At 59.7% G+C, this 25,090-nt stretch carries 22 protein-coding genes; 14 read left to right on the top strand and 8 right to left on the bottom strand.

Annotation, left to right across the window (positions count from 1 at the left end):
* The first annotated feature begins 10 nt into the window (after positions 1–10).
* Entirely contained in the window at positions 11–166 is a 156-nt protein-coding gene (gene rpmG, locus PspS49_RS28765; RefSeq protein WP_003177274.1) for a 50S ribosomal protein L33, read from the top strand.
* Between the two features lie 180 nt (positions 167–346).
* Here rpmG and PspS49_RS28760 read toward each other — a convergent pair whose 3' ends face one another.
* Positions 347–709 (bottom strand): cupin domain-containing protein, encoded by a 363-nt coding sequence (locus PspS49_RS28760; protein WP_064589815.1) that lies wholly within the window; start codon positions 707–709, stop codon positions 347–349.
* Positions 710–949: 240 nt separating this feature from the next.
* Between PspS49_RS28760 and PspS49_RS28755 the strand changes: the two genes are divergently transcribed.
* Both PspS49_RS28755 and PspS49_RS28750 read left to right on the top strand, forming a co-directional pair.
* Positions 950–2,443, top strand: a complete 1,494-nt coding sequence (locus PspS49_RS28755; protein ID WP_127930228.1) for an aldehyde dehydrogenase — start codon at positions 950–952, stop codon at positions 2,441–2,443.
* Positions 2,444–2,634: 191 nt separating this feature from the next.
* Positions 2,635–3,777, top strand: a complete 1,143-nt coding sequence (locus tag PspS49_RS28750; RefSeq protein WP_127930227.1) for an MFS transporter — start codon at positions 2,635–2,637, stop codon at positions 3,775–3,777.
* 87 nt (positions 3,778–3,864) lie between these two features.
* Here PspS49_RS28750 and PspS49_RS28745 read toward each other — a convergent pair whose 3' ends face one another.
* Both PspS49_RS28745 and PspS49_RS28740 read right to left on the bottom strand, forming a co-directional pair.
* Positions 3,865–5,433 carry a phospholipase D family protein gene (locus PspS49_RS28745; RefSeq protein WP_160042334.1) on the bottom strand — a complete coding sequence of 523 codons (1,569 nt, stop codon included), beginning with the start codon at positions 5,431–5,433 and terminating at the stop codon, positions 3,865–3,867.
* 60 nt (positions 5,434–5,493) lie between these two features.
* A complete protein-coding gene (locus PspS49_RS28740; protein ID WP_160042332.1) occupies positions 5,494–6,915 on the bottom strand; it encodes a PLP-dependent aminotransferase family protein in 1,422 nt (473 codons plus the stop codon).
* Positions 6,916–7,093: 178 nt separating this feature from the next.
* On the opposite strand from PspS49_RS28740, the gene PspS49_RS28735 reads away from it, so the two are divergent.
* A complete protein-coding gene (locus PspS49_RS28735) occupies positions 7,094–7,336 on the top strand; it encodes a DUF1127 domain-containing protein (RefSeq protein ID WP_127930225.1) in 243 nt (80 codons plus the stop codon).
* A gap of 144 nt (positions 7,337–7,480) precedes the next feature.
* Here PspS49_RS28735 and PspS49_RS28730 read toward each other — a convergent pair whose 3' ends face one another.
* On the bottom strand, positions 7,481–8,791 hold the full coding sequence (locus PspS49_RS28730) for an FAD-binding oxidoreductase (protein WP_160042330.1): 1,311 nt from the start codon (positions 8,789–8,791) through the stop codon (positions 7,481–7,483).
* Between the two features lie 147 nt (positions 8,792–8,938).
* Between PspS49_RS28730 and PspS49_RS28725 the strand changes: the two genes are divergently transcribed.
* Positions 8,939–9,292: a YkgJ family cysteine cluster protein gene (locus tag PspS49_RS28725; protein ID WP_016985827.1), complete on the top strand. Its 354-nt coding sequence runs from the start codon at positions 8,939–8,941 to the stop codon at positions 9,290–9,292.
* Between the two features lie 87 nt (positions 9,293–9,379).
* Here PspS49_RS28725 and PspS49_RS28720 read toward each other — a convergent pair whose 3' ends face one another.
* Positions 9,380–9,868: an Lrp/AsnC ligand binding domain-containing protein gene (locus PspS49_RS28720; RefSeq protein ID WP_003177284.1), complete on the bottom strand. Its 489-nt coding sequence runs from the start codon at positions 9,866–9,868 to the stop codon at positions 9,380–9,382.
* A 156-nt stretch (positions 9,869–10,024) separates the two neighbouring features.
* Between PspS49_RS28720 and dadA the strand changes: the two genes are divergently transcribed.
* The 7 genes from dadA to PspS49_RS28685 all read left to right on the top strand — a co-directional run bounded on the left by dadA (position 10,025) and on the right by PspS49_RS28685 (position 17,775).
* On the top strand, positions 10,025–11,329 hold the full coding sequence (dadA, locus tag PspS49_RS28715) for a D-amino acid dehydrogenase (protein WP_034152046.1): 1,305 nt from the start codon (positions 10,025–10,027) through the stop codon (positions 11,327–11,329).
* Complete coding sequence (locus PspS49_RS28710) at positions 11,301–11,654, top strand: RidA family protein (protein ID WP_034152045.1); 354 nt, start codon at positions 11,301–11,303, stop codon at positions 11,652–11,654. The genes dadA and PspS49_RS28710 overlap by 29 nt, the downstream gene beginning before the upstream one ends.
* A gap of 94 nt (positions 11,655–11,748) precedes the next feature.
* Positions 11,749–12,822, top strand: a complete 1,074-nt coding sequence (alr, locus tag PspS49_RS28705) for an alanine racemase (protein WP_160042328.1) — start codon at positions 11,749–11,751, stop codon at positions 12,820–12,822.
* A gap of 88 nt (positions 12,823–12,910) precedes the next feature.
* Complete coding sequence (locus PspS49_RS28700; protein WP_007920393.1) at positions 12,911–13,459, top strand: cupin domain-containing protein; 549 nt, start codon at positions 12,911–12,913, stop codon at positions 13,457–13,459.
* A 181-nt stretch (positions 13,460–13,640) separates the two neighbouring features.
* Complete coding sequence (locus PspS49_RS28695) at positions 13,641–14,054, top strand: c-type cytochrome (RefSeq protein ID WP_102901447.1); 414 nt, start codon at positions 13,641–13,643, stop codon at positions 14,052–14,054.
* A 389-nt stretch (positions 14,055–14,443) separates the two neighbouring features.
* Positions 14,444–16,372: an acetyl-CoA hydrolase/transferase C-terminal domain-containing protein gene (locus PspS49_RS28690; RefSeq protein ID WP_160042326.1), complete on the top strand. Its 1,929-nt coding sequence runs from the start codon at positions 14,444–14,446 to the stop codon at positions 16,370–16,372.
* A 254-nt stretch (positions 16,373–16,626) separates the two neighbouring features.
* Complete coding sequence (locus PspS49_RS28685; RefSeq protein WP_160042325.1) at positions 16,627–17,775, top strand: hypothetical protein; 1,149 nt, start codon at positions 16,627–16,629, stop codon at positions 17,773–17,775.
* 120 nt (positions 17,776–17,895) lie between these two features.
* On the opposite strand, the gene PspS49_RS28680 is transcribed toward PspS49_RS28685, so the two are convergent.
* Both PspS49_RS28680 and rep read right to left on the bottom strand, forming a co-directional pair.
* Positions 17,896–18,468, bottom strand: a complete 573-nt coding sequence (locus PspS49_RS28680; protein ID WP_007920398.1) for a xanthine phosphoribosyltransferase — start codon at positions 18,466–18,468, stop codon at positions 17,896–17,898.
* Between the two features lie 57 nt (positions 18,469–18,525).
* Positions 18,526–20,535 (bottom strand): DNA helicase Rep, encoded by a 2,010-nt coding sequence (gene rep, locus PspS49_RS28675; protein ID WP_127930218.1) that lies wholly within the window; start codon positions 20,533–20,535, stop codon positions 18,526–18,528.
* 262 nt (positions 20,536–20,797) lie between these two features.
* Here rep and PspS49_RS28670 point away from each other — a divergent pair, with 262 nt between their 5' ends.
* On the top strand, positions 20,798–22,471 hold the full coding sequence (locus tag PspS49_RS28670) for a bifunctional diguanylate cyclase/phosphodiesterase (protein ID WP_160042323.1): 1,674 nt from the start codon (positions 20,798–20,800) through the stop codon (positions 22,469–22,471).
* A gap of 107 nt (positions 22,472–22,578) precedes the next feature.
* Here PspS49_RS28670 and PspS49_RS28665 read toward each other — a convergent pair whose 3' ends face one another.
* Positions 22,579–23,976: a NorM family multidrug efflux MATE transporter gene (locus PspS49_RS28665; RefSeq protein WP_160042321.1), complete on the bottom strand. Its 1,398-nt coding sequence runs from the start codon at positions 23,974–23,976 to the stop codon at positions 22,579–22,581.
* Between the two features lie 159 nt (positions 23,977–24,135).
* Between PspS49_RS28665 and PspS49_RS28660 the strand changes: the two genes are divergently transcribed.
* Positions 24,136–25,056 (top strand): LysR substrate-binding domain-containing protein, encoded by a 921-nt coding sequence (locus PspS49_RS28660; RefSeq protein ID WP_034152038.1) that lies wholly within the window; start codon positions 24,136–24,138, stop codon positions 25,054–25,056.
* Positions 25,057–25,090 lie beyond the last annotated feature (34 nt).

Genomic DNA, 25,090 nt, shown 5'->3' with positions numbered 1-25,090 from the left:
GGAGCTAATCATGCGTGAATTGATTCGTTTGATCTCGAGCGCCGGTACTGGTCACTTCTACACTACCGACAAGAACAAGCGTACTACCCCGGACAAAATCGAGATCAAGAAATATGATCCGGTTGTTCGCAAGCACGTGATCTACAAGGAAGGCAAAATCAAGTAATTGATTTTCCCCGACTTACGAAAAAGGCCCGTATCTCACGATACGGGCCTTTTTTGTTGCCTCGGATTTTGTGTTTCCTGTTCTGGCCCCTTCGCGAGCAGGCTCACTCCTACATTTGAATGCGGTCACCTGTAGGAGTGAGCCTGCTCGCGATAGGTCCGGATCAGCCAGCGAAAATCCTCAAGCCTTCTGTTCGAAAATCACATAAATCTTGCGGCAAGCCTCCAGCACTTCCCAGGTGCCACGAAACCCCGCCGGAATCACAAACCGGTCGCCCACACGCAAGGTCTTGGCATTGCCATCGCTGTCACGCAGCACCGAAACCCCCTGCAGGATTTCGCAATACTCATGCTCGGTGTAATTCACCGTCCACTGCCCGACCGCACCTTCCCACACGCCGACGCCCATCTGCCCGCAAGGGCTTTCGTACTGATGGAACACCGCTTGCTCAGGATCACCCTTGAGCACTTTCGCCGGGTCCGGACGATAGCGTTCGGCTTCGCTGCTGGTGAGGCTGATGTCGACGACGTTCTGGATGTTCATTGTTGTTATCCCCCGTGAATACGGCGCGATTGGCTGGAAAGGCCCAAAGTCTATGTTGATTAAAATCAACACCGCAAGGCCGTATGACCACCTTATGTCAAATATATTGAAACAACCCCGGCCGCTGGTTTAGGGTGGCGGGTGCCTCTGGCCGAAAAAACCGGCTGGCCGGGCAGAATTCCTGAGGACGCTGGCGAAGATCGCGCGGCGCTCGTATTCAACAAGCGGAGGACACTCGAAATGACCACCCTGACTCGTGCCGACTGGGAACAACGCGCCCGCGACCTGAAAATCGAAGGCCGCGCCTACCTCAATGGCGAATACACCGACGCCGTCTCCGGCGAGACCTTCGAGTGCATCAGCCCGGTCGATGGCCGTCTGCTCGGCAAGATTGCCAGCTGTGACGCCGCCGACGCCCAACGCGCTGTTGAGAACGCCCGCGCCACGTTCAATTCCGGCGTCTGGTCGCGCCTGGCGCCGACCAAACGCAAAGCCACCATGATCCGTTTTGCCGGCCTGCTCAAGCAGCACGCCGAAGAACTGGCCCTGCTTGAAACTCTCGACATGGGCAAGCCGATCAGCGATTCGCTGTACATCGACGTTCCGGGCGCGGCGCAAGCGCTGAGCTGGAGCGGTGAAGCGATCGACAAGATTTACGACGAAGTCGCGGCCACGCCGCACGATCAACTGGGTCTGGTGACCCGCGAGCCGGTGGGCGTTGTCGGTGCCATCGTGCCGTGGAACTTCCCGTTGATGATGGCCTGCTGGAAACTCGGCCCGGCGCTGTCGACCGGTAACTCGGTGATCCTCAAGCCGTCGGAAAAATCCCCGCTGACCGCCATCCGCATCGCCGCACTGGCGGTTGAAGCGGGTATTCCGAAAGGCGTGCTCAACGTGCTGCCGGGTTATGGTCATACCGTTGGCAAGGCGCTGGCCCTGCACAACGACGTCGACACACTGGTGTTCACCGGTTCGACCAAGATCGCCAAGCAACTGATGATCTACTCCGGCGAATCGAACATGAAGCGTGTCTGGCTGGAAGCCGGCGGCAAGAGTCCGAACATCGTCTTTGCCGATGCCCCGGATCTGCAAGCCGCTGCCGAATCCGCTGCCAGCGCCATCGCCTTCAACCAGGGCGAAGTCTGCACCGCCGGTTCGCGTCTGCTGGTCGAGCGTTCCATCAAAGACAAGTTCTTGCCGATGGTGATCGAGGCGTTGAAAGCCTGGAAGCCGGGCAATCCGCTGGATCCGGCGACCAACGTTGGTGCGCTGGTGGATACCCAACAGATGAACACCGTGCTGTCGTACATCGAGTCCGGCCACAGCGATGGCGCCAAACTGGTGGCTGGCGGTAAGCGCATCCTTCAGGAAACCGGCGGCACTTACGTTGAGCCGACTATTTTCGACGGTGTGAGCAACGCGATGAAGATCGCTCAGGAAGAGATCTTCGGCCCAGTGCTGTCGGTCATCGCTTTCGATACCGCTGAAGAAGCCATCCAGATCGCCAACGACACGCCTTACGGTTTGGCCGCTGCAGTCTGGACCCAGGACATCTCCAAGGCTCATCTGACCGCCAAGGCGCTGCGTGCCGGCAGCGTGTGGGTCAATCAGTACGACGGCGGCGACATGACTGCGCCGTTCGGCGGCTTCAAACAGTCGGGCAACGGCCGCGACAAGTCGCTGCACGCGTTCGACAAGTACACCGAGCTGAAGGCGACGTGGATCAAGCTGTAAGCCGTTAGGAGGGTCTGTTCGCAAGAGCAGATCCTCCAGACGAGGCAGATCCCTGTGGGAGCGAGCCTGCTCGCGAAAGCGGTGTATCAGTCAGCCCATGTGCTGAATGTGAAACCGCTTTCGCGAGCAGGCTCGCTCCCACATTTGCTTGATGTGGTCTCTAAAAATAATTATCCACAGGAGCGTGGAACATGCGTTGGGCGACGTATTTCGCCGTGTTGGCGTCTGTCTTGAGTGTCGGTCTGGCCCTGGGGGTCAGCATGCCGTTGGTGTCGTTGCGCTTGGAAGGCTGGGGTTACGGTTCCTTCGCCATCGGTGTAATGGCAGCGATGCCGGCGATTGGCGTGTTGTTGGGCGCGAAGATTTCCAGCCATTTGGCGGCGCGCTTTGGCACGGCGAACCTGATGCGCCTGTGCCTGTGGGCTGGGGCATTGTCGATCGGTTTGCTGGCGCTGTTGCCGAGCTATCCGATCTGGCTGGTGCTGCGCCTGATGATCGGCGTGATCCTGACTATCGTGTTCATCCTCGGCGAGAGCTGGATCAATCAGTTGGTGGTCGAGCACTGGCGTGGCCGGTTGGTGGCGCTGTATGGCAGCAGCTATGCGTTGAGCCAACTGTCGGGGCCGTTGTTGCTGGGCGCGTTGGGCACTGAACATGATTACGGTTTCTGGGTCGGTGTGGGTTTGCTGGTGGTTTCGCCGTTGCTGTTACTCGGTCGCAGCGGTGCGCCAAGCAGTGAAGCGAGCAGCGTGACGTTCCGCGACCTCTGGGGATTTGCGCGCGAGCTGCCAGCAATTGCCTGGGCGGTGTCGTTGTTTGCCGCGTTCGAAGCGATGATCCTGACGTTGCTGCCGGTGTATTGCCTGCAGCAGGGTTTCACGGCCGAGATCGCGCTGGCGATGGTCAGCACCGTGGTGGTGGGGGATGCGTTGCTGCAATTGCCGATTGGCGCGTTGGCCGATTACCTGTCGCGACGTACGTTGTTCGCGGGTTGTGCGGTGGTGTTGATGCTGTCGAGTCTGGCGATTCCAATGTTGCTCGACACGCTGCTGATCTGGCCATTGTGGGTATTGTTCGGGGCGAGTGCCGGTGGTTTGTTCACCCTGTCGCTGATTCTGATTGGCGAGCGTTATCGCGACGATGCGCTGGTGCGCGCCAATGCGCACATCGCGCAATTGTGGGGTGTCGGTTGTCTGGTCGGGCCGCTCGCGGCGGGGGCGGGCAGCCAGTGGATCAGCGGGCATGCGTTGCCGTTGCTGATGGCGATCGGGGCGTTCGGGTTGGTGATTCTGCTCTTGCGCCAAGGGGCGTTTGGCACAGCTCAGACGGCTTGAAGTCAAAAGATCGCAGCCTTCGGCAGCTCCTGCAGGAGGAATGCATTTCAACTGCAGGAGCTGCCGAAGGCTGCGATCTTTTGCTTTTTAAAGCATTCGCTCAAGGCCGACAGTGGTGCTGAACCACGCGTTGAATCGTCGCCACCAACTCCCCGGCTCCTTGGTCAGGGTGTGCATCTGGCCGTTGTCCTCAGTCACCCAGACGATCTGCCCGTTCTCAAGCTTCGCCTCATAGCTCAACGCTGGCGCCATGCCCTGCAAGGCCAGTTCGCGCACATGCCCGGCCAGTTCCGGGCTGTCGACCAACACCCCGACCTCGGTATTCCACAGCACCGAGCGCGGGTCGAAGTTGAATGAGCCGATAAACGATTTCTGCCGATCAAAGATCATTGCTTTGCTGTGCAGGCTTGAGTCCGAACCACGAAACGACTTGCTGTAAAACACATGCGGGCCGCTGCCATAGTTATCCCCAGGCTGGCGCCGCAGTTCATACAACTTCACGCCATGCTCCAGCAACGCCTTGCGATACGGTGCATAGCCGCCATGCACCGCCGGTACATCGGTGGCCTCCAGCGCGTTGGTCAGCAGGCTCACCGAGACGCCGGCATCGGCGCGACCGGTCAGGTAAACCAGACCTGGCTGGCCCGGCACGAAGTACGCCGAAATCATGATCAGCTCTTTGCTCACGCCTCTGAGCTCGGGTGCCAGTTGCGTGGTCAGCAGCAATTGCGGATCCGGCTCACCCTTGGCCAAGACCTTGCTCGGCGCGTCCCACAATGCCTGATTCCACGCCCAGATCAGCTCTTTGCGCCAGATGTCCATGCGCGGCGCAGTCTTGAAGGTCATCAATTGCTGATACAGCGCGTGATTCTGTTTGCGGGTTTCTTCCAGCGACTCTTCCAGGCGCGTGCGGGTGTTTTTCAGGTCTTTGGCGGTCGGCTGGCTGGAGAGGAATTCGTCGATCGGTTTGCTCAGGGCGCTGTTCCAGTACTGGTCGAAACTGTGGCCGAGCTGCTCGGCGACAGGCCCGACACTGAGCATGTCGATATCAGTGAAATTCAGATTCGGCTCGGCGTCGAAATACTCGTCACCCAGATTGCGTCCGCCGACGATGGCCGCGCTGTTGTCCGCCAGCCACAGCTTGTTGTGCATACGCCGATGTTGCAGCGATAGATTGAACAAGCGGCCTGCTGCCCGCGTGACGCCGGTACTGCGGCCAAGGTGGAGTGGATTGAACAGACGAATCTGAATCTGCGGATGCGCCGCGAGTGTGGCGATGATCTGGTCGAGGCCATCGCTGGTGGTGTCATCGAGCAGGATGCGCACGCGCACGCCACGGTCGGCAGCCTTGAGCAGTTCCTCCACCAGCATTCGCGTGCTGATGCCGTCGTGGACGATGTAGTACTGCAGATCGAGGCTGGTCTGGGCGTTGCGGATCAGTTCGGCGCGGGCGGTGAACGCCTCGCTGCTGTTGGACAGCAGGCGAAAACCCGAGCGGCCCTGATAGGGCGCCGCTTGCGCCTGGATCGAACGGCCGAAGCTGGAATCGGATGCCGGCAATGCCTGACTCGGCTCGCGCGGAACATCGAGACTGGCACAGCCACTCAGGAACGAGGCGAGTAACAGCAAAGCGAACAGGGGCTGTCTGAAGCTCACGTAGGGTCATTCCGAATGGCGGCTAGGGTCGGCATATGGACGCGGTTCTCTGGAAAAAGGTCAGTCGGCTTCGGCCAGCAATCTGACAGCGGTCTCGCCGACTTTGCGCACCGCCTCTTCGATCTGCGCTGTCGGTTTGGCAGCGTAGTTCATGCGCAGGCAATTGCGGTACTTGCCCGAAGCGGAAAAGATGCTGCCGACGGCAATCTGTACGCTTTGGTCGTGCAACTCACGATTCAGTTTCAGGGTGTCGAAACCTTCCGGCAATTCGACCCACAACATGAAGCTGCCTTGGGGCCGACTGGCGCGGGTACCTGCCGGGAAATAGCGGGTCACCCAATCGATCATCAGGTCGCGGCTGCGCTGATATTGCGTGCGCATGCGCCGCAAGTGCGGTTCGAAGTGGCCGGCCTTGAGGAATTCGGCGATGGCGATCTGTGGCTGCGGTGCGGTCGATCCGGTGCTGATGTATTTCATGTGCAGCACGCGCTCGAGGTATCGGCCCGGTGCGACCCAACCAATGCGCAGCCCCGGCGCCAAGGTCTTGGAAAACGAACTGCACAGCAGCACACGGCCGTCTTCGTCGAAGGATTTGATCGTGCGCGGACGCGGGTAGGTGTAGGCCAGTTCGCCATACACATCGTCCTCGATGATCGCCACATCAAAGCGTTGCGCGAGGTTGAGCAGGGCGCGTTTGCGCGACTCCGGCATGATGTAGCCGAGCGGGTTATTGCAGTTCGGGGTGAGCTGGATGACTTTGATCGGCCATTGTTCAAGCGCCAGTTCCAGCGCTTCGAGGCTGATGCCGGTAAGCGGGTCGGTGGGAATTTCCAGGGCTTTCATGCCCAGGCCTTTGAGCGTTTGCATGGCGCCGTGGAAGCTCGGCGAATCGACCGCGACGATGTCGCCCGGCTCGCAGATCGCGTGGATGCTGGTGGACAGCGCTTCGTGGCACCCGGTGGTGACGACCAGGTCGCTGGCGCTCAACTGGCAACCGGAATCGAGCATCAGCCGAGCGATCTGTTCGCGCAGTTCGAGAGTGCCGTGAATGTTGTCGTAATACAGACCGGGCATGTCCTGGCGGCGGCTGATCCGCGCCAGACCGCGCAGCAACGGTTTCATGGTTGGCGAGCTGATGTCGGGCATGCCGCGACCCAGTTGCACGACGTCCTTGCGCGGCACCGCGCGAATCAATTCCAGCACTTGATCCCATTGCGAAATCTCCACCGGCCGTTGCGCCGGACGACCGACGGCGGGCAGCTCCGGCAGCTCGCGACCGACCGGTACAAAGTAGCCGGACTTGGGTTTTGGTGTGGCCAGGCCACTGTCCTCGAGCATGCGATAGGCCTGTTGCACCGTGCTCAGGCTGACCCCGTGTTCGACGCTCAAGGCGCGCACCGACGGCAACCGATCGCCGGGTCGATAGAAACCGTTTTCGATGCGCGTGCCGAGCAATTCGGCGAGGTTTACGTAAAGGGTCATGGTTCTGCCTCGGTGCGGTGATTCGATATACCAGTACAGATGTGGCAAAAAACGACAATTCAGTCGGCAAAGCGGCAAATCTGTATGGAGTTAATACAGTCGCTTTGAATCTGTAACGGTTTTGCTCGCCCGCGCATCATGGAATCTCTGGCTACCCAAGTAAACAGGAGCATTGAAAATGAACGGCTTGAGCGATGTGCGGCTGACGTTACACAGTCAGGAACTGGCGGCAGGGCAGAAGGACAACGCACGCAATCTCATGCGTAACGCGCCATCCGGTCTTAGCCGCTGGAACCTGTTCTGGCATCGTCTGCACACGCGCAAGGCGTTGCTGGCGCTGACGGCGGACCAGCTCAAGGATATCGGGCTGACCCGTGAGCAGGCGCTGGAGGAGGGGTTGAAGCCGTTCTGGCGGATCTGAGATCTGTATTGTTCTTGCCGGCCCTTTCGCGAGCAAGCTCGCTCCCACAGGGGATCTATGGTGGATGGAAAACTTGTATCCACTGAAGATTAATGTGGGAGCGAGCTTGCTCGCGAAGGCGTTCGTAGGGTCGCTGAAAAGCTGTCAGACCAGCTCTTTGAGGCGATGCCACAACATCCCCAGCGCCAACAACGGCGAACGCAAATGCTTGCCGCCCGGGAAGGTGATGTGCGGCACCTTGGCAAACAGATCAAACCCGCCACCCTGTTGCCCGCTGATCGCCTCGGCCAGCAACTTGCCCGCCAGGTGCGTGGCATTCACCCCGTGTCCGGAATAGGCCTGTGCGTAATACACGTTCGGCTGGTCCGCGAGCCGGCCAATCTGCGGCAAACGATTAGCGCCGATGCCGATCATGCCGCCCCACTGATAATCGATCTTCACCCCAGCCAGTTGCGCAAATACCTCGAGCATCTTCGGCTGCATGTAGGCGCCGATATCCTTCGGATCGCGCCCGGAATAATGGCAGGCGCCGCCGAACAGCAAACGACGATCCGCCGAGAGCCGGTAGTAATCCAGCGCGACACGCTGGTCGCAGACTGCCATGTTCTGCGGCAGCAGGCTGTGCGCCTGTTCTTCGCTCAACGGTTCGGTCGCGATGATGTAGCTGCCTGCGGGCAGGACCTTGCCGCTGAGTTGCGGATTCAGATCATTGAGATAGGCATTGCAGCCGAGGACCAGCGTGTTCGCGCGTACCAAACCTTGGGCTGTATGGACTTTGACTTCAGGGCCGTAATCGATACGCGTCACTGCGGAGTGTTCAAACAGTTTGACGCCCAATTGCTGCGCCGCTTCGGCTTCACCCAGCGCGAGATTCAGCGGATGCAGATGTCCTGACCCCATGTCGATCAAACCGCCGACATAGCGCTTGGAGCCGACCACCGTGTGCATTTCGTTGGCTTGCAGCAGACGGGTTTCGTAGCGATAGCCTAGGCTGCGCAGTTCTTCGGCGTCTTCGGCAAAACCTTCGAGGTCGGCGGGCTTGTTGGCGAGATCGCAGTAGCCCCAGGTCAGATCGCAGGCAATCTGAAAGCGCTCGACCCGTTGGCGAACGATTTCCACCGCTTCCAGGCCCATGAGTTTCATCTCGCGCACGCCGTCGCTGCCGATGACATTGGCGAACTGATCGAGACCGTGACCGACGCCGCGAATCAACTGCCCGCCGTTGCGGCCGCTGGCGCCCCAGCCGATCTTGTGCGCCTCGAGCAACACCACGCTGAGGCCGCGTTCAGCCAGTTCCAGTGCCGTGTTCAACCCGGAAAAACCGCCACCAACCACGCAGACATCAGCCACCATTTCACCTTGCAGCGCAGGATGATCCGGCTGCGGCAGGCTGCTGGCGGCGTAGTAAGAGGCAACGTGGGGTTGGCTCGCGGAGGTGAAGGCGCGGGCAGTCATGGGCGTCATCCAACGGCTAAGTGTCGAGAAAATTTGACGGAGCATAAGCCGCACGCCTGAACGTGGGCAACACTGGTCGGCCTGCGGTGTCTGGATCACGGCTTTTGCGGCACAATTGCCGTCTATTCCACCTTGGTTACCGTTTCGATGAGCTGCAACAGCCAGACAGTCCGCACCTTGCGTCAGCAGATCCCCTCGTTCGAGTGCGTGCCCGGCTGCCACGACTGCTGCGGGCCGGTGACCACTTCGCCGGAAGAAATGTCCCGCCTGCCGCGCAAGACCCGCGCCGAACAAGATGCGGCGATGGAAGAGTTGAACTGTGTGCATCTGGGGCCGAATGGCTGCACGGTATATGAGGAGCGGCCGCTGATTTGCCGCTTGTTCGGCACGACCAAAACCTTGCCGTGCCCGAATGAGCGGCGGCCGGTGGAGCTGATTCATCCGCGAGTTGAAAAGCAGATTTTCGAGTACATGGCGGCGAATCGGCAGGTGTTGGTTTAAAAGATCGCAGCCTTCGGCAGCTCCTACAGAGATATGCATTCCCATGTAGGAGCTGCCGAAGGCTGCGATCTTTTGATCTTCAAAAACTCAATCCGGAATCGGCAGGCTCAGGCTCTCCTTAACCTCTTCCATCACGATATAGCTCTTCGACTCGCGCACATGCGGCAGCTTCAGCAGGATGTCGCCCAGCAGCTTGCGGTACGAGGCCATCTCGGAAATCCGCGCCTTCACCAGATAGTCGAAATCCCCCGACACCAAGTGACACTCCAGCACGTGCGGCAACTTCAGCACCGCGCGGCGGAACTCCTCGAACGTGTCGCCGGATTTGTAGTCGAGGCTGATCTCGACGAACACCAGCAAGCTACCCTTCAAGTGCTGCGGATTCAGCCGGGCGTTGTAGCCCATGATGATCCCTTCGCGCTCCAGACGCCGCACCCGCTCGGTGCATGGCGTGGTGGAGAGGCCGACCTTTTCCCCGAGTTCGGTAAAGGAAATCCGCCCGTCCGCCTGCAGGATCCGCAAGATGTTGCGGTCGATCTTGTCCAGCTCACGTTTGGTCTGAGTGTTGGTACGCATAGGGGATGCGCCTCCGTGAAAAGGGTTTTTGCCGAGAATTGTCGCCAAATATAGGCGCTTATATAGTGAAAAGCACTGGCATTTCTTTTTTACACTGCGCGCATCATTGCTCTAACAACAGACGTACGCGGCCCTGCCGCGATGAGGGATACAAAAATGCGCGTAATGGTCTTGGGTAGCGGCGTCATCGGTACCGCCAGTGCTTACTATCTGGCCCGTGCCGGGTTTGAAGTGGTGGTGGTCGACCGGCAGCCCGCTGCGGCCATGGAGACCAGTTTCGCCAACGCCGGCCAGGTGTCGCCGGGCTATGCCTCGCCGTGGGCCGCGCCGGGCGTGCCGCTGAAGGCGATCAAGTGGTTGCTGCAACGCCACGCCCCTCTCGCGATCAAGGCCACCGCCGACATCGACCAGTACCTGTGGATGGCGCAGATGCTGCGCAACTGCACCGCCAGCCGTTACGCGGTGAACAAGGAGCGCATGGTGCGCCTGTCCGAGTACAGCCGCGACTGCCTCGACGAACTGCGCGCTGAAACCGGCATTGCCTACGAAGGCCGCAGCCTCGGCACGACTCAGCTGTTCCGCACTCAGGCGCAGCTTGATGGCGCCGCCAAAGACATCGCCGTGCTGAAAGAGTCTGGTGTGCCGTTTGAAGTCCTCGACCGCGCCGGCATTGCCCGGGTTGAACCGGCGCTGGCGGGCGTGACTGACATCCTCGCCGGTGCCCTGCGCCTGCCGAACGACCAGACTGGCGACTGTCAGATGTTCACCACGCGCCTCGCCGAAATGGCCGTGAAGCTCGGTGTCGAATTCCGCTTCGGCCAGGACATCCAGAAACTCGACTACGCCGGTGATCGCATCAACGGCGTATGGATCGATGGCAAGCTGGAAACCGCCGACCGTTACGTGCTGGCCCTCGGCAGTTATTCGCCGCAACTGCTCAAGCCACTGGGCATTAAAGCCCCGGTGTATCCGCTCAAGGGTTACTCGCTGACTGTGCCGATCACCAATCCGGCCATGGCCCCAACCTCGACTATTCTCGACGAGACGTACAAGGTCGCGATCACCCGTTTCGACAACCGCATCCGCGTCGGTGGCATGGCCGAGATCGCCGGTTTTGACCTGTCGCTGAACCCGCGTCGCCGCGAAACCCTGGAGATGATCGTAAACGACCTTTATCCTCAGGGCGGCAATCTGGCCGAGGCGAGTTTCTGGACCGGCCTGCGGCCGACTACCCCGGACGGCACGCCGATCGTTGGCGCCACGCCGTTCAAGAACCTGTTCCTCAACACCGGTCACGGCACGCTCGGCTGGACCATGGCGTGCGGTTCCGGTCGTTTGCTGGCCGACCTGATGGCGAAGAAAAAGCCACAGATCAGCGCCGAAGGCCTCGATATTTCCCGTTACGGCAACAAAACCCAGGAGTCCGCAAAACATGTCAATCCAGCGCCAGCTCACCAATGAGCGCATGAGTCAGATCGTCAGCCACAACGGCACCGTGTATCTGGCCGGGCAGGTCGGCGACGACTTCGACGCCGGAATTGAACAGCAGACCCGCGACGTACTGGCCAATATCGAGCGTTTGCTTGATCTGGCCGGCACTGACAAACAACACCTGCTCTCGGCGACGATCTATCTGAACGACATCGAGGCGCATTTTGCCGGGATGAACTCGGTGTGGGATCAGTGGCTGCCAAAAGGTGCTGCTCCGGCCCGCGCCACCGTCGAGGCGAAGATGGCCAAGCCGAGCATTCTGGTGGAGATCTCCATCGTCGCCGCGCTGCCGTAACTGTTTTAAAGATCCCTCTCCCGGCGCTGTTGGCGGTTCACGTCGTCAGTCGGCGCCGGTTTTTCTTCCCATGACCGCCTAGAAGTCTGCCGCCATGCGTCCTGCCCGTGCCCTGATCGACCTAGAAGCCCTGCGCCACAACTACCGAATTGCCCGCGAAGTCACCAGCGCCAAGGCGCTTGCGGTGATCAAGGCCGATGCCTACGGCCATGGCGCGGTGCGTTGCGCGCAGGCGCTGGAAGCCGAGGCCGACGGGTTTGCCGTTGCCTGCATCGAGGAGGCATTGGAGCTGCGCGCTGCGGGTATCCGTGCGCCGGTGTTGTTGCTGGAAGGGATTTTTGAGGCCGATGAGCTGGCGTTGATCGTCGAGCATGATTTCTGGACCGTCGTGCATTCGCTGTGGCAGCTCGAAGCGATCGAACAGGCAGCCCTGAGCAAACCGATCACTGTTTGGCTGAAGCTCGATTCGGGCATGCACCGCGTCGGTCTGCATCCAAAGGACTACCCAGCGGCCTATCAGCGGCTGCTGGCCAGCGGTAAAGTGGGAAAAATCGTCCTGATGAGCCACTTCGCTCGCGCCGATGAATTGCACGCGCAGAGCAGCACCGAGCAAGTCGCGGTGTTTGAAGCAGCGCGTCAGGGGCTGGCCGCTGAAGTCAGCCTGCGCAACTCGCCGGCCGTGCTCGGTTGGCCCAGGATTCACAGTGACTGGGTGCGCCCGGGCATCATGCTTTACGGCGCGACCCCGTTCGAAGAGGCCAACGCCGTGGCTGATCGCCTGCAACCGGTAATGACCCTGGAGTCGAAAGTCATCAGCGTGCGTGAACTGCCGGCTGGCGAGCCCGTAGGCTACGGCGCCAAATTCATCACCGACAAGCCGATGCGCATCGGCGTGGTCGCCATGGGTTACGCCGATGGCTACCCGCGTCAGGCGCCGACCGGCACGCCGGTTTTGGTGGCTGGCAAGCGCAGCCGCATTCTCGGTCGCGTGTCGATGGACATGCTCTGCATCGATCTGACCGATGTGCCGGAAGCCGACCTCGGTTCGACCGTCGAATTGTGGGGCAAAAACATCCTCGCCAGCGAAGTGGCGCAGTGGGCCGACACCATTCCGTACCAGATCTTCTGCAACCTGCGTCGGGTGCCAAGGCTCTATTCCGAGGGTTGACGCCGCTGCGGGGGCCAAGTGTTGTAAATACTGAACGCTGTCGCCATGATAACGCTCAATATTCTTACAACATCAGGAGGCTCCCGCCTTGGACGTCGGTGAACGACTGCAATCGATCCGCAAGCTCAAAGGGCTTTCCCAGCGTGAACTCGCCAAACGCGCGGGCGTCACCAACAGCACCATTTCGATGATCGAAAAGAACAGCGTCAGTCCTTCGATCAGTTCGCTGAGGAAGGTACTGGGCGGCATCCCCATGTCCATGGTCGAGTTCTTTTCCGAAGAAATCCTGCAGGAAGTCCCGACCCAGATCGTCTACAAGGCCAACGAGCTGATCGACATTTCCGACGGCGCCGTGACCATGAAACTGGTCGGTCGCGCGCATCCCAGCCGCGCCATCGCCTTCCTCAATGAAATCTACCCGCCGGGCGCCGATACCGGCGAAGAAATGCTCACCCATGAAGGCGAGGAAACCGGGATTCTGGTGGAAGGTCGTCTGGAACTGGTGGTGGGTCTGGAAACTTTTATTCTCGAAGCCGGCGACAGCTACTACTTTGAAAGTACCAAGCCGCATCGTTTCCGTAATCCGTTCGACGCACCTGCGCGACTAATCAGCGCAGCCACGCCGGCGAATTTTTAACAAAGAGGTGCCAAGCCATGATGGCAAAGGCATCCGGACCGTTTTTCTACCGTGCGGTATAACCCCTTCGACTATGGGGTTGTTTCAGTGTGACGGGCTACCCGCTATACTTCCGCCCGCCTGCGAACCGTGGCCGCAGGCGTGAATAGCCACCATTGAGGGTGAACGCGTGAACCTAATTATGAAAATGCTGGCCGCACCAGCAACCGTACTGGCCCTCTGGGCTGTCAGCGCTCAAGCTGCGACGAATGACGACATTGCCAAACGCCTCGAGCCGGTCGGCCAGGTGTGTGTCCAAGGGCAGGAATGCAAGGGGATGGAAGTGGCTGCAACTGCCGGCGGCGGTGATGCCAAGACTCCAGACTCAATCATTGCCAAACATTGCAACGCTTGCCATGGCTCCGGCCTTTTAGGCGCGCCGAAAATCGGTGACACCGCAGCCTGGAAAGAACGAGCCGATCACCAGGGCGGCCTCGACGGCATCCTGGCCAAGGCCATCACCGGCATCAATGCCATGCCGCCTAAAGGCACCTGCGCTGACTGCTCCGACGCCGACCTGAAAGGCGCAATCGAGAAGATGTCCGGCCTGAAATAAGCCGCGCTTCTGACGAAAAAAACCGTCTTCGGACGGTTTTTTTGTGCCTGCGATTTAGTAGCCCTCACCTCACCTCACCTCACCCCAGCCCTCCCGAAACGTCGGACCGCCCGTAGGGAGAGGGGCCGACCGAGGTGTCTTTTGCTATGCATCGACCTGAAAGACCTTAGCGATTATGGATTCAGCACATCACTTTCACGTCGGCGTATCTTCACAGCAACCCCCAATCAGTCCCCTCTACCTCTGGGAGAGGGCTAGGGTGAGGGCAACAATTTCGAGTCGGAAAAACATTTCAAGAACAGCGCACACTTACTCTGAAGCTGTTCATTGCAGCAAACTCAAGGCAAGCTCGGTCTACCCCTATTCACGGAACGGGCAGGAGGCTTCAGATGGTGCAGTTGTGTTCGATCGAACAGGCAGTGGACGACGTGCTGGCGCGCTTGCCGGCGCATATCCACATGGGCATGCCGCTGGGCCTGGGCAAACCCAATCACTTCGTCAACGCGCTGTACCGGCGGATCAAAGGTCTGCCCGAGCGGCAGCTGACGATCTACACCGCGCTGTGCCTGGGCCGCCCGGCGTTGGGCGACGGCTTGCAAAAACGCTTCATCGAACCCTTCGTCGAGCGCGTCTTCGGTGACTATCCGGAATTCGATTTCCTCGCCGACCTGCACCGCGACAGCCTGCCCGCCAACATCCGCATCGAACAGTTCTTCATGCAGCCCGGCAGCCTGCTCAACAGCGCGCCGGCCCAGCAGGATTACGTCAGCAGCAATTACAGCCACGCCGCCCGTGACATCAACGCCGCCGGGCTCAATCTGGTGGCGCAATTACTGGCCAGCAGCAGCGAGCATCCCGATCGACTGAGCCTGAGTTGCAATCCCGACATCACCCTCGACCTGTTGCCGATGATCGCCAAACGTCGCGAAGCCGGGGAGACTATTTTGCTGGTCGGTCAGGTGCACACCGATTTGCCATATATGCCCGGCGATGCAGAAGTCGATATCGACACCTTCGACCTGCTCATCGACGCGAAGGACAGCAGCACGCTGTTCTCCACGCCGAACATGCCGGTGGGATTTCAGGATCATTTCATTGGCCTGCACGCGAGTACGCTGGTGCGCGACGGCGGTACGTTGCAGATCGGCATCGGTTCGATGGGCGACGCGTTGACCGCCGCATTGCTGGCGCGTCAGGCGGATAACACCGGTTATAGGGCGTTGCTCGACGACATCAACCTCAGCCAGTGGGCGCAATTGATCGAGCGCGAGGGCGGCACGGGGCCGTTCGCCAAAGGCCTGTACGGTTGCAGCGAAATGTTCGTCAACGGTCTGCTGGTGCTGGCGGATGCCGGGATCATCCGCCGCAAGGTCTACCCCGATGTGCCAACGCAGGAACAGGCCAACGCCGGCACCCTCAACGAGGCGGCGCAGACTGACGGCATCTCGGTGCACGGCGGTTTCTTCCTTGGCCCGCGCAGTTTCTACGAGCGCCTGCGTGAGTTACCGCAGAGCAAACGCCTCGAATTCAACATGACCCGCATCAGCTACATCAACGAGCTCTACGGACAGGAAGAACTCAAGCGCCTGCAGCGCCTTGATGCGCGGTTCATCAACACCGTGTTCACCATGACCCTGCTTGGCGCTGGCGTGGCGGATCAACTCGAAGACGGACGGGTACTCAGCGGTGTCGGCGGGCAGTACAACTTCGTCGCGCAGGGTCACGCGTTGCACGATGCCCGTTCGATTCTGATCCTGCGTAGCTGGCGCGAATCCGGTGGCGACGTCAGCTCCAACATCGTCTGGGAATACGGCCACTGCACGATCCCACGGCACCTGCGCGACATCGTCGTGACCGAATACGGCATCGCTGATTTGCGTGGCAAATCCGACGCGGTGGTGATTGAGTCATTGCTGAATATCAGTGACTCTCGCTTCCAGCAGGGTTTGATCGAGCAAGCGCAAAAAGTCGGCAAGCTGCCAAAGGATTTCCGTCTCGATCCACGCTTCACCGAGAACACGCCGCAGCGTTTGCAAGCGATTGCCGCACGGCACAAAAACCTGTTTCCGGAGTACCCGCTGGGCTGTGATTTCACTGCGATCGAACGCGATCTGCTGCGCGCGCTGAACTGGCTGAAGAGCAAATTCAAACTCACCGAAATCCTCGAACTCGGCAAAGCAGCCCTCGACGCCCCCGAAGCATCGCTCCACCCCGAACACCTTGAACGCATGCAACTCACCCACCCGGAAGGCCTGAAAGAAGACCTCTTCCAACGCCTGCTCCTCACCGGCCTGAAAGCCACCATCCAAACCCCGTAGAAGCTGCGGCACGCTGCGATCTTTTGATCCTGATCTTTGAGCAGATCAAAAGATCGCAACCTCGTTGCACTCGATAGCTCCTACACGGGGTATGCCCGAGATCTGAATGGATACGGAATGACTTCTGTAGTCCCGTTCTGAAAATCATCAATCAATGAGTATTTGGATTGTCGTCGGCGTTCGCCTATCGATAGGTTTGTTTGTGGGCGTTTTTTAAGAGGACTTCTAGCCAGCCGAAATCCAGAGGGCATACAGTGCACACATCAAAGAAATACCTGACAGATGTATCTGTCCACCAAGCCTTACTCCTAACTGACTTAACCGAAAAGAGCCACCCTGATCACGCTGTTCGACTATTACTGAATGAAGTCCTTCAGGGTCTCGAAGAAAAGGGCTGGCCCCGAGCGCAGTTGCAGGTTGGGCCAAGGATTGTGTCCGTCGAAGAAAACTACGGTTTGCTGGGTTACGACCCGACAGAAATTACCCTCGGCAGTGAGCACACACGTTGGGTCGATGAGCATTCGCTTTTGCGAACACAGACCACGAGCCAGATCCCTGCGGCGCTTCAGCAGGCCGCCGAGGTTCGTCAGCCGGGACAAACCATTTTGCTGGCAGCGCCAGGCATTACCTTCAGGCGTGATAGCCGAGATCGTTGGCATTGCGCCGAGCCGCATCAAATGGATATTTGGGTGTTGGGCGACCCGGAGTTGGCATCCCATGAGCATTTGCTGCGGCTTGTTGGCGATATTTTGCAGTTGGCCGTTCCTGAAAAATCCTGGGTTTATAGCGATAGTCCACATCACTACACCGAGGGCGGGATTGAAGTGAATGTGTTGAATGATGGCGTGCCGGTTGAGGTTCTAGAGTGCGGGCGTATCGCGAAGTCGCTATTGCAGCGTTTGCAGATTGATCCTCTGCGCCATGGCGGGCTCGCTCTTGGGATGGGGCTGGATCGCCTGACGATGTTGCGCAAAGGCATTCCTGATATTCGTTTGTTGCGTGATCAGAATGTGCGCGTGCAGGCGCAGATGCATGATCTGGATTCTTGGACTGCGGTATCTCGTTTGCCGTCGATTGCCCGCGATATCTCGTTGGCGGTAACGCCGGGATTGAGTGAAGAGGTATTGACCGAGAGGATGTTGCAAGCGGCGGGTGATTGTTCTGGGTGGATCGAGGAGATGCGAATCAAGGGGCGTTGGCAGCGTACGGATTTACCGGCGCAAGCCATTGAGCGACTCGGAATGCTGCCGGGTCAGGAGAACGTGCTTTTGCATGTCGTGCTACGGGATTGTTCGCGCTCGATTACTACCGGCGAGGCGAATGCCTTGTATGCGGATATTCAAGCTGCGATGCATGAGGGAGTGCCGGGGGCGGGGTACAGAATGGATTTGTCGAAGGCTTGAGACTTACCTGTGGGAGCGAGCTTGCTCGCGAGCGCGTAGTGTCAGTCAACCAAGGTGTCGACTGACACTCCGCTATCGCGAGCAGGCTCACTCCTACAGGGGGACTGCGGTGCTGCTGGCTTATTCGATGAAGGTGACGACGCCATCCTTCAGCGATTTCACGCGAGCCAGCGATTCAACGCGGTAGCCCTGCGAATCCAGTTCGGCGCGGCCGCCCTGGAACGACTTCTCGATGACGATACCCAGACCGGCAACGGTCGCGCCGGCCTGTTTGATGATCGAGATCAGCGCTTGCGACGCCTTACCGTTGGCCAGAAAGTCGTCGATGATCAGCACGCGGTCGCTGCTGGTCAGGTGACGCGGGGAGATGGCCACGGTGCTTTCGGTCTTTTTGGTGAACGAGTAAACGGTCGCCGACAGCAGGTTTTCCGTCAGGGTCAGGGACTGTTGCTTGCGGGCGAAGATCACCGGCACGCCGAGGTTCAGACCGGTCATGATCGCCGGGGCGATGCCCGAGGCTTCGATGGTGACGATCTTGGTGATGCCCGAGTCCTTGAACAGCGAGGCGAATTCGTCGCCGATCAGCTTCATCAGGGCCGGGTCGATCTGGTGGTTCAGGAAGGCGTCGACCTTCAGGACCTGGTCGGAAAGCACAATGCCTTGTTCGCGGATTTTCTGGTGCAATGCTTCCATGAAGCTGTCCTCATTTGGCGCTTTGTGCGCCGAAGGTCTAGTAAAAAGTGGTCAATTCTAGCGCTTTAACATCGCGCGTATATCAGCCAATGCGCTATTGCCACGCACGACTTTGACTTCGGTCGGTGTGTCGTCGTTTCCTTCCCAGGCCAGATCGTCCGGCGGCAGCTCATCGAGGAAGCGACTCGGCGCGCAGTCGATGATCTCGCCGTACTGCTTGCGCTTGGCGGCGAAGGTGAAGGCCAGGGTCTGGCGCGCGCGGGTGATGCCCACGTAGGCCAGGCGGCGTTCTTCTTCGATGGTGTCGGCTTCGATGCTGGAACGGTGCGGGAGGATTTCCTCTTCCATGCCCATGATGAACACGTAGGGGAATTCCAGACCTTTGGAGGCGTGCAAGGTCATCATCTGCACGCCTTCGGCGCCGTCTTCCTCTTCCTGCTGACGCTCGAGCATGTCGCGCAGGACCAGTTTGCCGATGGCGTCCTCGACGGTCATTTCGCCTTCTTCGTCCTTCTCGAGGGTGTTTTTCAACGCCTCGATCAGGAACCAGACGTTGCTCATCCGGTAGTCGGCAGCTTTGTCGCTGGAGCTGTTGGTGCGCAGCCAGTTCTCGTAGTCGATGTCCATGACCATGCTGCGTAGCGCCGAGATCGGGTCTTCGCCGGCGCACTGCTCGCGGACCTTGTCCATGAAGCGCTTGAAGCGCGACAGGCGATCGGTGAAGCGGCTGTCCAGATGTTCGCCCAGACCGATTTCGTCGGTGGCGGCGTACATCGAGATCTTGCGCTCGGTGGCGTAGTTGCCGAGTTTTTCCAGGGTGGTCGAGCCGATTTCACGGCGCGGCACGTTGATCACGCGCAGGAAGGCGTTGTCATCATCCGGGTTCACGATCAGGCGGAAGTAGGCCATCAGGTCTTTCACTTCCTGACGGCCGAAGAAGCTGTTGCCGCCGCTCAGGCGGTACGGCACCTGATGGTGCTGCAGCTTCAGTTCGATCAGCTTGGCCTGATAGTTACCGCGATAAAGGATGGCGAAATCGCTGTACGGGCGGTCGGTGCGCAAGTGCAGGCTGAGGATTTCCATCGCCACGCGCTCGGCTTCGGCGTCTTCGTTGCGGCAGCGGATCACGCGGATCTCGTCGCCGTGGCCCATCTCACTCCACAGCTGCTTTTCGAATTCGTGCGGGTTGTTCGAAATCAGCACGTTGGCGCAGCGCAGGATGCGACTCGTCGAGCGGTAGTTCTGCTCGAGCATCACCACTTTCAGCGATGGATAGTCGTCCTTGAGCAGCATCAGGTTTTCCGGCCGCGCGCCGCGCCAGGCATAGATCGACTGGTCGTCGTCGCCTACCACGGTGAACTGGTTGCGCGTGCCGATGAGCATTTTCACCAGCAGGTACTGGCTCGCGTTGGTGTCCTGGTATTCGTCGACCAGCAGGTAACGGACCTTGTTCTGCCACTTTTCGAGAATGTCGGCGTGTTCTTCGAAGAGTTTTACCGGCAGCAGGATCAGGTCATCGAAGTCCACCGCGTTGAACGCTTTCAGCGTGCGCTGATAGTGGGTGTAGACGATAGCGGCGGTCTGTTCCTTGGGATTGCGCGCGTTCTCCAGCGCCTGAGGCGGCAGGATCAGGTCGTTTTTCCAGGCGCCGATCATGTTCTTGATCTCGTCGACGCCGTCGTCGCCCGCGTATTCCTTCTGCATGATGTCGGTCATCAGCGCTTTTACATCGGTCTCGTCGAAGATCGAAAAACCGGGTTTGTAGCCCAACCGCACGTGTTCCTTGCGGATGATGTTCAGACCGAGGTTGTGGAAGGTGCAGACGGTCAGGCCGCGCCCTTCGCCGGCCCGCAGCAGGGTGCCGACCCGCTCTTTCATCTCGCGCGCGGCCTTGTTGGTAAAGGTCATGGCGACGATGTACTGGGCGCGGATGCCGCAGTTCTGGATCAGGTGCGCGATTTTGCGCGTGATCACGCTGGTCTTGCCGGAGCCAGCACCGGCGAGCACCAATAGAGGGCCGCCGACGTAGTTCACGGCTTCTTGCTGCCGGGGATTGAGTCGGGACATACGAAAATTCGGGAGTCGTTGACGAAATGGGCCGGCATTTTAACAGGCTCAGAGAATTGTGCTGCTCTCTCCGACTTGTGACGTATCACGCGATTCAAATTTGCCGGTTTTGTTACTTTCGCGGAGGATGCGCGGTGATTTTGCGGCTAATGTACTCATTCGTGACACAAAATAACGTTTTGATAACCGTTGTCATTTGGTCATTGAACATCGCAACGGCATAATGCCCCGCCCACATCTTTGCAGAGTCTAGGGAGCTAGCTTGTCTACGCCTGTCGAACCCTTGCGTTTGCTGCTACTGGCCGAAGAGCCAGCGTGGACAGCGTTATTGCGTGAGTGTCTGGCTCCGATGGGGAGCGCGGCGGTGCTGATCAGCGCGCCGAGCTGGGAGTCGGTCAGCAGTTTGTTCGAAGACAACCGCCATGCGGTGTTGTTGACCATACCTGCATTGCAACCGGCACCCGGCCGTTGCAGCCTGCCGACGGTATTGCTGCTGGAGCACGAACCGGACACCGCGCCGGTTGGCGTCAGTGACTGGCTGGTGTTCGATGCCCTCGACGCCGATATGCTGCGCCGTTGCCTGCGCCATGTGCGCGAACGCGGCGTTCTCGAAAACACCCTGCAACGCCTCGCTGAACAGGACCCGCTGACCGGCATCGCCAATCGCCAGGGTTTCCAGACCTTGCTCGCCGCGCGCCTCGCGGAAAACGACGGTCGTGGCCTGGCCCTCGGGCATCTAGATCTCGACAACTTCCGCCATGCCAACGATGCGCTTGGCCATCAGGCTGGCGATCGCTTGATCCTGCAGGTTGTCGCGCGGCTGAAAAGTCAGCTGGAGGCCGGTGATCAACTGGCGCGGCTGGGCAGCGACGAATTCGCTTTGCTGATCGACACCCGCCGGGCGCCGCAGCGCGCCGAATGGATGGCCGAACGCATCACCGAAGCGCTCGCCGAACCGTATTGGGTTGATGGCGAAAGCCTGCTGATCGGCTCCAGCCTCGGCATCGCCCACGCCCGTGCGCAGGGCGGCGCCGACCCGCTGATGTGGCACGCACATATCGCTATGCAGCAGGCCAAAAGCACCCAAGGCTGCACTTTTCATATCTTCAACGAACGTATCAACCGCAACGCGCGGAGCATGGCTGATCTGGAAAGCGAACTGCGCCGGGCGTTGCGTCGCGATGAGCTGGAGCTGCATTACCAGCCACGCTTGAATCTTCAGGATGGCCAGATTGTTGGCCTCGAGGCCTTGGTGCGGTGGCGCCATGGCGAACGCGGTTTGCTGCCGCCCAGTGAATTTGTCCCTTTGGCCGAGCAGAGCGGTTTGATCGTGCCGCTGGGTTACTGGGTGATTTCCCGAGCCCTGCGTGACATGCAGGCGTTGCGCGAGCGCGGGTTGCCGGCGCTGCACATGGCGATCAACTTGTCGTTCCGCCAGTTTCAGGACAGTCAGTTGTTGCCGACGCTTAGTCGCTTGATTGCTGAGCGCGGTGTTGAAGCGCAGTGGCTGGAGTTTGAACTGACCGAAACCGCAGTGATGCGCCGCAGCGATCTGGTCAAGCAGACCATGGACGCCCTCGGCCGCCTCGGCGTGCGTTTCTCGCTGGATGACTTCGGCACCGGGTTCTCGTCGTTCGTGCACCTCAACAGCCTGCCGATCACTTTGCTGAAGATCGACAAGAGCTTCGTCGGCGGCATGGAGCAGCGCGAAGAGAACCGCAAACTGGTGCACGCGATGATCAATCTTGCGCACAACCTGCATCTGGAAGTGGTCGCCGAAGGGGTCGAGACGCCGGAACAACTGGAGCTGCTGCGCGGATTTGGTTGCGATCAGGTGCAGGGCTATCTGATCAGCCGGCCGTTGCCGTTGGCGGAGTTGGTGGAATATCTGACGTTTGGATCGAGTCAGCAGCCAGCCCTCGAAATCGTGAACTGAGCACATAACCAATGTAGGAGTGAGCCTGCTCGCGATAGCGGTGTGTCAAAAATGATGAGTTGTCTGACACACCGCTATCGCGAGCAGGCTCACTCCTACAAGGGATCTCAGTCGGTCTGCGGGACAGTGAACTGACTTGATGACGCAGGCTCCAGCCGAATCATCCGCTTCATCTTCCATTCGAACGCCAGGGTCAAACTCACCGCTGCACACGCCAACCCCAACGCCAATCCCCACCAGACCCCCGTCGGCCCCCAATTGAGGTGGAACGCCATCCACCAGGCCGCCGGCGCGCCGATCAGCCAATAGCAGCCGAGCCCGACCAGAAACGTGGTCTTCGCATCCTTGAGCCCACGTATGCAGCCCATGGCAATCGTCTGCGTACCGTCGAACAACTCAAACCACGCCGCCACCGCCAGCAGGCTCACCGCGAGGCGAATCACCTCGGCAAACGCTGGATCGTTGTGATCGAGGAACAACCCGACCAACTCATTTGGCAGCAGCCAGAACACCATGGCGAAACCCAGCATGACCACGGCGCCAAAGACGATCCCTACCCGGCCGGACATCCGTGCATCGCTCAATTGACCGGCGCCGTAATGCTGGCCGACGCGCATGGTGATTGCGTACGACATCCCCGCCGGCACCATGAATGCCACCGAAACAATCTGCAGGGCGATCTGGTGTGCGCCCAACTGCGTGCTGCCCATGGTGCCCATGCACAGCGCCGCGAAGGCGAACAAGCCCACTTCCACAGCGTAGGTGCCGCCAATCGGCAGACCGAGGCGCCACAGTTCTTTCAGGTATTGCCGGTTCGGTCGCGACAGGCCCGCACGCAAAGGGTAAGCGTCATAAGCCGGATGCCGACGGATGTGCCAGGCCAATGCCAACGCCATGCAGTTGGCGACAATCGCCGTGACCAGGCCGATCCCGGTCAGACCCATTTTCGGCAGGCCGAACATGCCGGTGATCAGCGCGTAATTGAGCAGGAAGTTGGCCACCGTGCCGGCCAGGCTGATAATCATCACCGGCGTCGCCCGGCCAATCGCGCTGGTAAAACCGCGCAGGGCCATGAAGCTCAAGTAGCCGGGCAGGGCGAAGGGCAGGGCGATGAGGAATTGCCCGGCGGCGTTGACGTTGGTTTCGGTCTGGCCGAACAACAGCAACACCGGTTTCAGATTCCACAGCAACAACCCGGCGCCCAACGCCATCAGCCACGCCAGCCACAGCCCGGCCTGAGTCAGCCGTGCGGCGCCAATGATGTCGCCGGCGCCTTTGCGAATCGCCACCAGCGTGCCGACTGCCGCAATCACGCCGATGCAGAAAATCGATACGAACGAGTAAGTCGCTGCACCGAGACCGCCGCCCGCGAGCGCTTCGGGACTCAGGCGGGCCATCATTAAAGTGTCAGTCAGCACCATCAACATGTGCGCCAACTGTGAAGCAATCAACGGCCCTGCCAGCCGCAGAATGGCCCAGAGTTCGGTACGCACAGGATGCTGCATGGTCATCACCACTCGATTTTCAGAGGGAACAGAAGACCGTCGATTCTCGGCGCTTGGCAGGTTTTGCACAAAGGGATAAAAAGGATGGGTGGCATGATTAAAACTCATCTTGAGCAGTTTTCGTCAGACTGGCTGCATCCCGCTATAGGAGCTTTCTGCATGTCTCGTCGTCTTCCTCCCTTGTATGCCCTGCGCGCATTTGAAGCAGCGGCACGGCACAGTTCGTTCACCCGTGCGGCGGAAGAGTTGTCGATCACCCAGAGCGCAGTCAGTCGGCATATTCGAACGCTGGAAGATCATTTCGCTTGCCGGCTATTCCATCGCAGTGGTCGCAACCTGCAACTGACCGAGGCCGCTCGCCTGCTGTTGCCCGGCATCCGCGAAGGCTTCACGGCGCTGGAGCGGGCCTGCAATACCTTGCGCGCCGAAGACGACATTCTGCGTATGAAGGCGCCGTCGACCCTGACCATGCGCTGGCTGCTGGCACGGCTCAGTCGCTTCCGCCACTTGCAGCCGGGCAACGAAGTGCAACTGACCAGCGCCTGGATGGATGTGGATTCGGTGGACTTCAACGATGAGCCGTTTGATTGCGCGGTGTTGCTGAGTGACGGGCATTTTCCACCGGACTGGGAGGCGAGCCTGTTATTTCCCGAAGAACTGATTCCGGTGGGTGCGCCAAACCTGCTGAATGATCAGCCATGGGATTTGGCCCGGCTGGCGTCCACCGAATTGCTCCATCCAACCCCGGATCGTCGTGACTGGCGCAGTTGGCTGGAGCACATGGGGCTGTCCGATCAGGTGTCGCTCAAGGGCGGACAGGTGTTCGATACGCTCGAGTTAGGGATGATCGCCGCGGCGCGCGGTTATGGTGTGTCGATGGGCGACCTGTTGATGGTCGCCGAAGATGTGGCGCAGGGACGACTGAGTCTGCCGTGGCCGACGGCCGTCGCCAGCGGACTGAATTATTACCTGGTGTGGCCAAAGACCCGTCCGGGAGGTGAACGTTTGCGCCGCCTCAGCGACTTCCTGCAAGGCGAAGTCCGCGCCATGGAACTGCCGGCGGTTGCGCGCTTGAGCTGAAACGTTCGAGCCGCCACAATGGCGGCCTTGTGCC

It is taken from the genome of Pseudomonas sp. S49, assembly GCF_009866785.1.
Classification (GTDB): domain Bacteria; phylum Pseudomonadota; class Gammaproteobacteria; order Pseudomonadales; family Pseudomonadaceae; genus Aquipseudomonas.
This window is presented reverse-complemented; position numbering and strand designations above follow the sequence as displayed.

Bases quoted from the DNA above. Each gene is read 5' to 3' on its own strand.
- PspS49_RS28730 (WP_160042330.1), bottom strand. From the start codon at position 8,791: ATGACTGCCCGCGCCTTCACCTCCGCGAGCCAACCCCACGTTGCCTCT.
- PspS49_RS28735 (WP_127930225.1), top strand. From the start codon at position 7,094: ATGAACGGCTTGAGCGATGTGCGGCTGACGTTACACAGTCAGGAACTG.
- PspS49_RS28755 (WP_127930228.1), top strand. From the start codon at position 950: ATGACCACCCTGACTCGTGCCGACTGGGAACAACGCGCCCGCGACCTG.
- rep (WP_127930218.1), bottom strand. From the start codon at position 20,535: ATGTCCCGACTCAATCCCCGGCAGCAAGAAGCCGTGAACTACGTCGGC.
- PspS49_RS28760 (WP_064589815.1), bottom strand. From the start codon at position 709: ATGAACATCCAGAACGTCGTCGACATCAGCCTCACCAGCAGCGAAGCC.
- PspS49_RS28750 (WP_127930227.1), top strand. From the start codon at position 2,635: ATGCGTTGGGCGACGTATTTCGCCGTGTTGGCGTCTGTCTTGAGTGTC.
- PspS49_RS28740 (WP_160042332.1), bottom strand. From the start codon at position 6,915: ATGACCCTTTACGTAAACCTCGCCGAATTGCTCGGCACGCGCATCGAA.
- PspS49_RS28690 (WP_160042326.1), top strand. From the start codon at position 14,444: ATGGTGCAGTTGTGTTCGATCGAACAGGCAGTGGACGACGTGCTGGCG.
- PspS49_RS28720 (WP_003177284.1), bottom strand. From the start codon at position 9,868: ATGCGTACCAACACTCAGACCAAACGTGAGCTGGACAAGATCGACCGC.
- alr (WP_160042328.1), top strand. From the start codon at position 11,749: ATGCGTCCTGCCCGTGCCCTGATCGACCTAGAAGCCCTGCGCCACAAC.
- PspS49_RS28725 (WP_016985827.1), top strand. From the start codon at position 8,939: ATGAGCTGCAACAGCCAGACAGTCCGCACCTTGCGTCAGCAGATCCCC.
- PspS49_RS28660 (WP_034152038.1), top strand. From the start codon at position 24,136: ATGTCTCGTCGTCTTCCTCCCTTGTATGCCCTGCGCGCATTTGAAGCA.
- PspS49_RS28680 (WP_007920398.1), bottom strand. From the start codon at position 18,468: ATGGAAGCATTGCACCAGAAAATCCGCGAACAAGGCATTGTGCTTTCC.
- PspS49_RS28665 (WP_160042321.1), bottom strand. From the start codon at position 23,976: ATGCAGCATCCTGTGCGTACCGAACTCTGGGCCATTCTGCGGCTGGCA.
- PspS49_RS28695 (WP_102901447.1), top strand. From the start codon at position 13,641: ATGAAAATGCTGGCCGCACCAGCAACCGTACTGGCCCTCTGGGCTGTC.
- PspS49_RS28710 (WP_034152045.1), top strand. From the start codon at position 11,301: ATGTCAATCCAGCGCCAGCTCACCAATGAGCGCATGAGTCAGATCGTC.
- dadA (WP_034152046.1), top strand. From the start codon at position 10,025: ATGCGCGTAATGGTCTTGGGTAGCGGCGTCATCGGTACCGCCAGTGCT.
- rpmG (WP_003177274.1), top strand. From the start codon at position 11: ATGCGTGAATTGATTCGTTTGATCTCGAGCGCCGGTACTGGTCACTTC.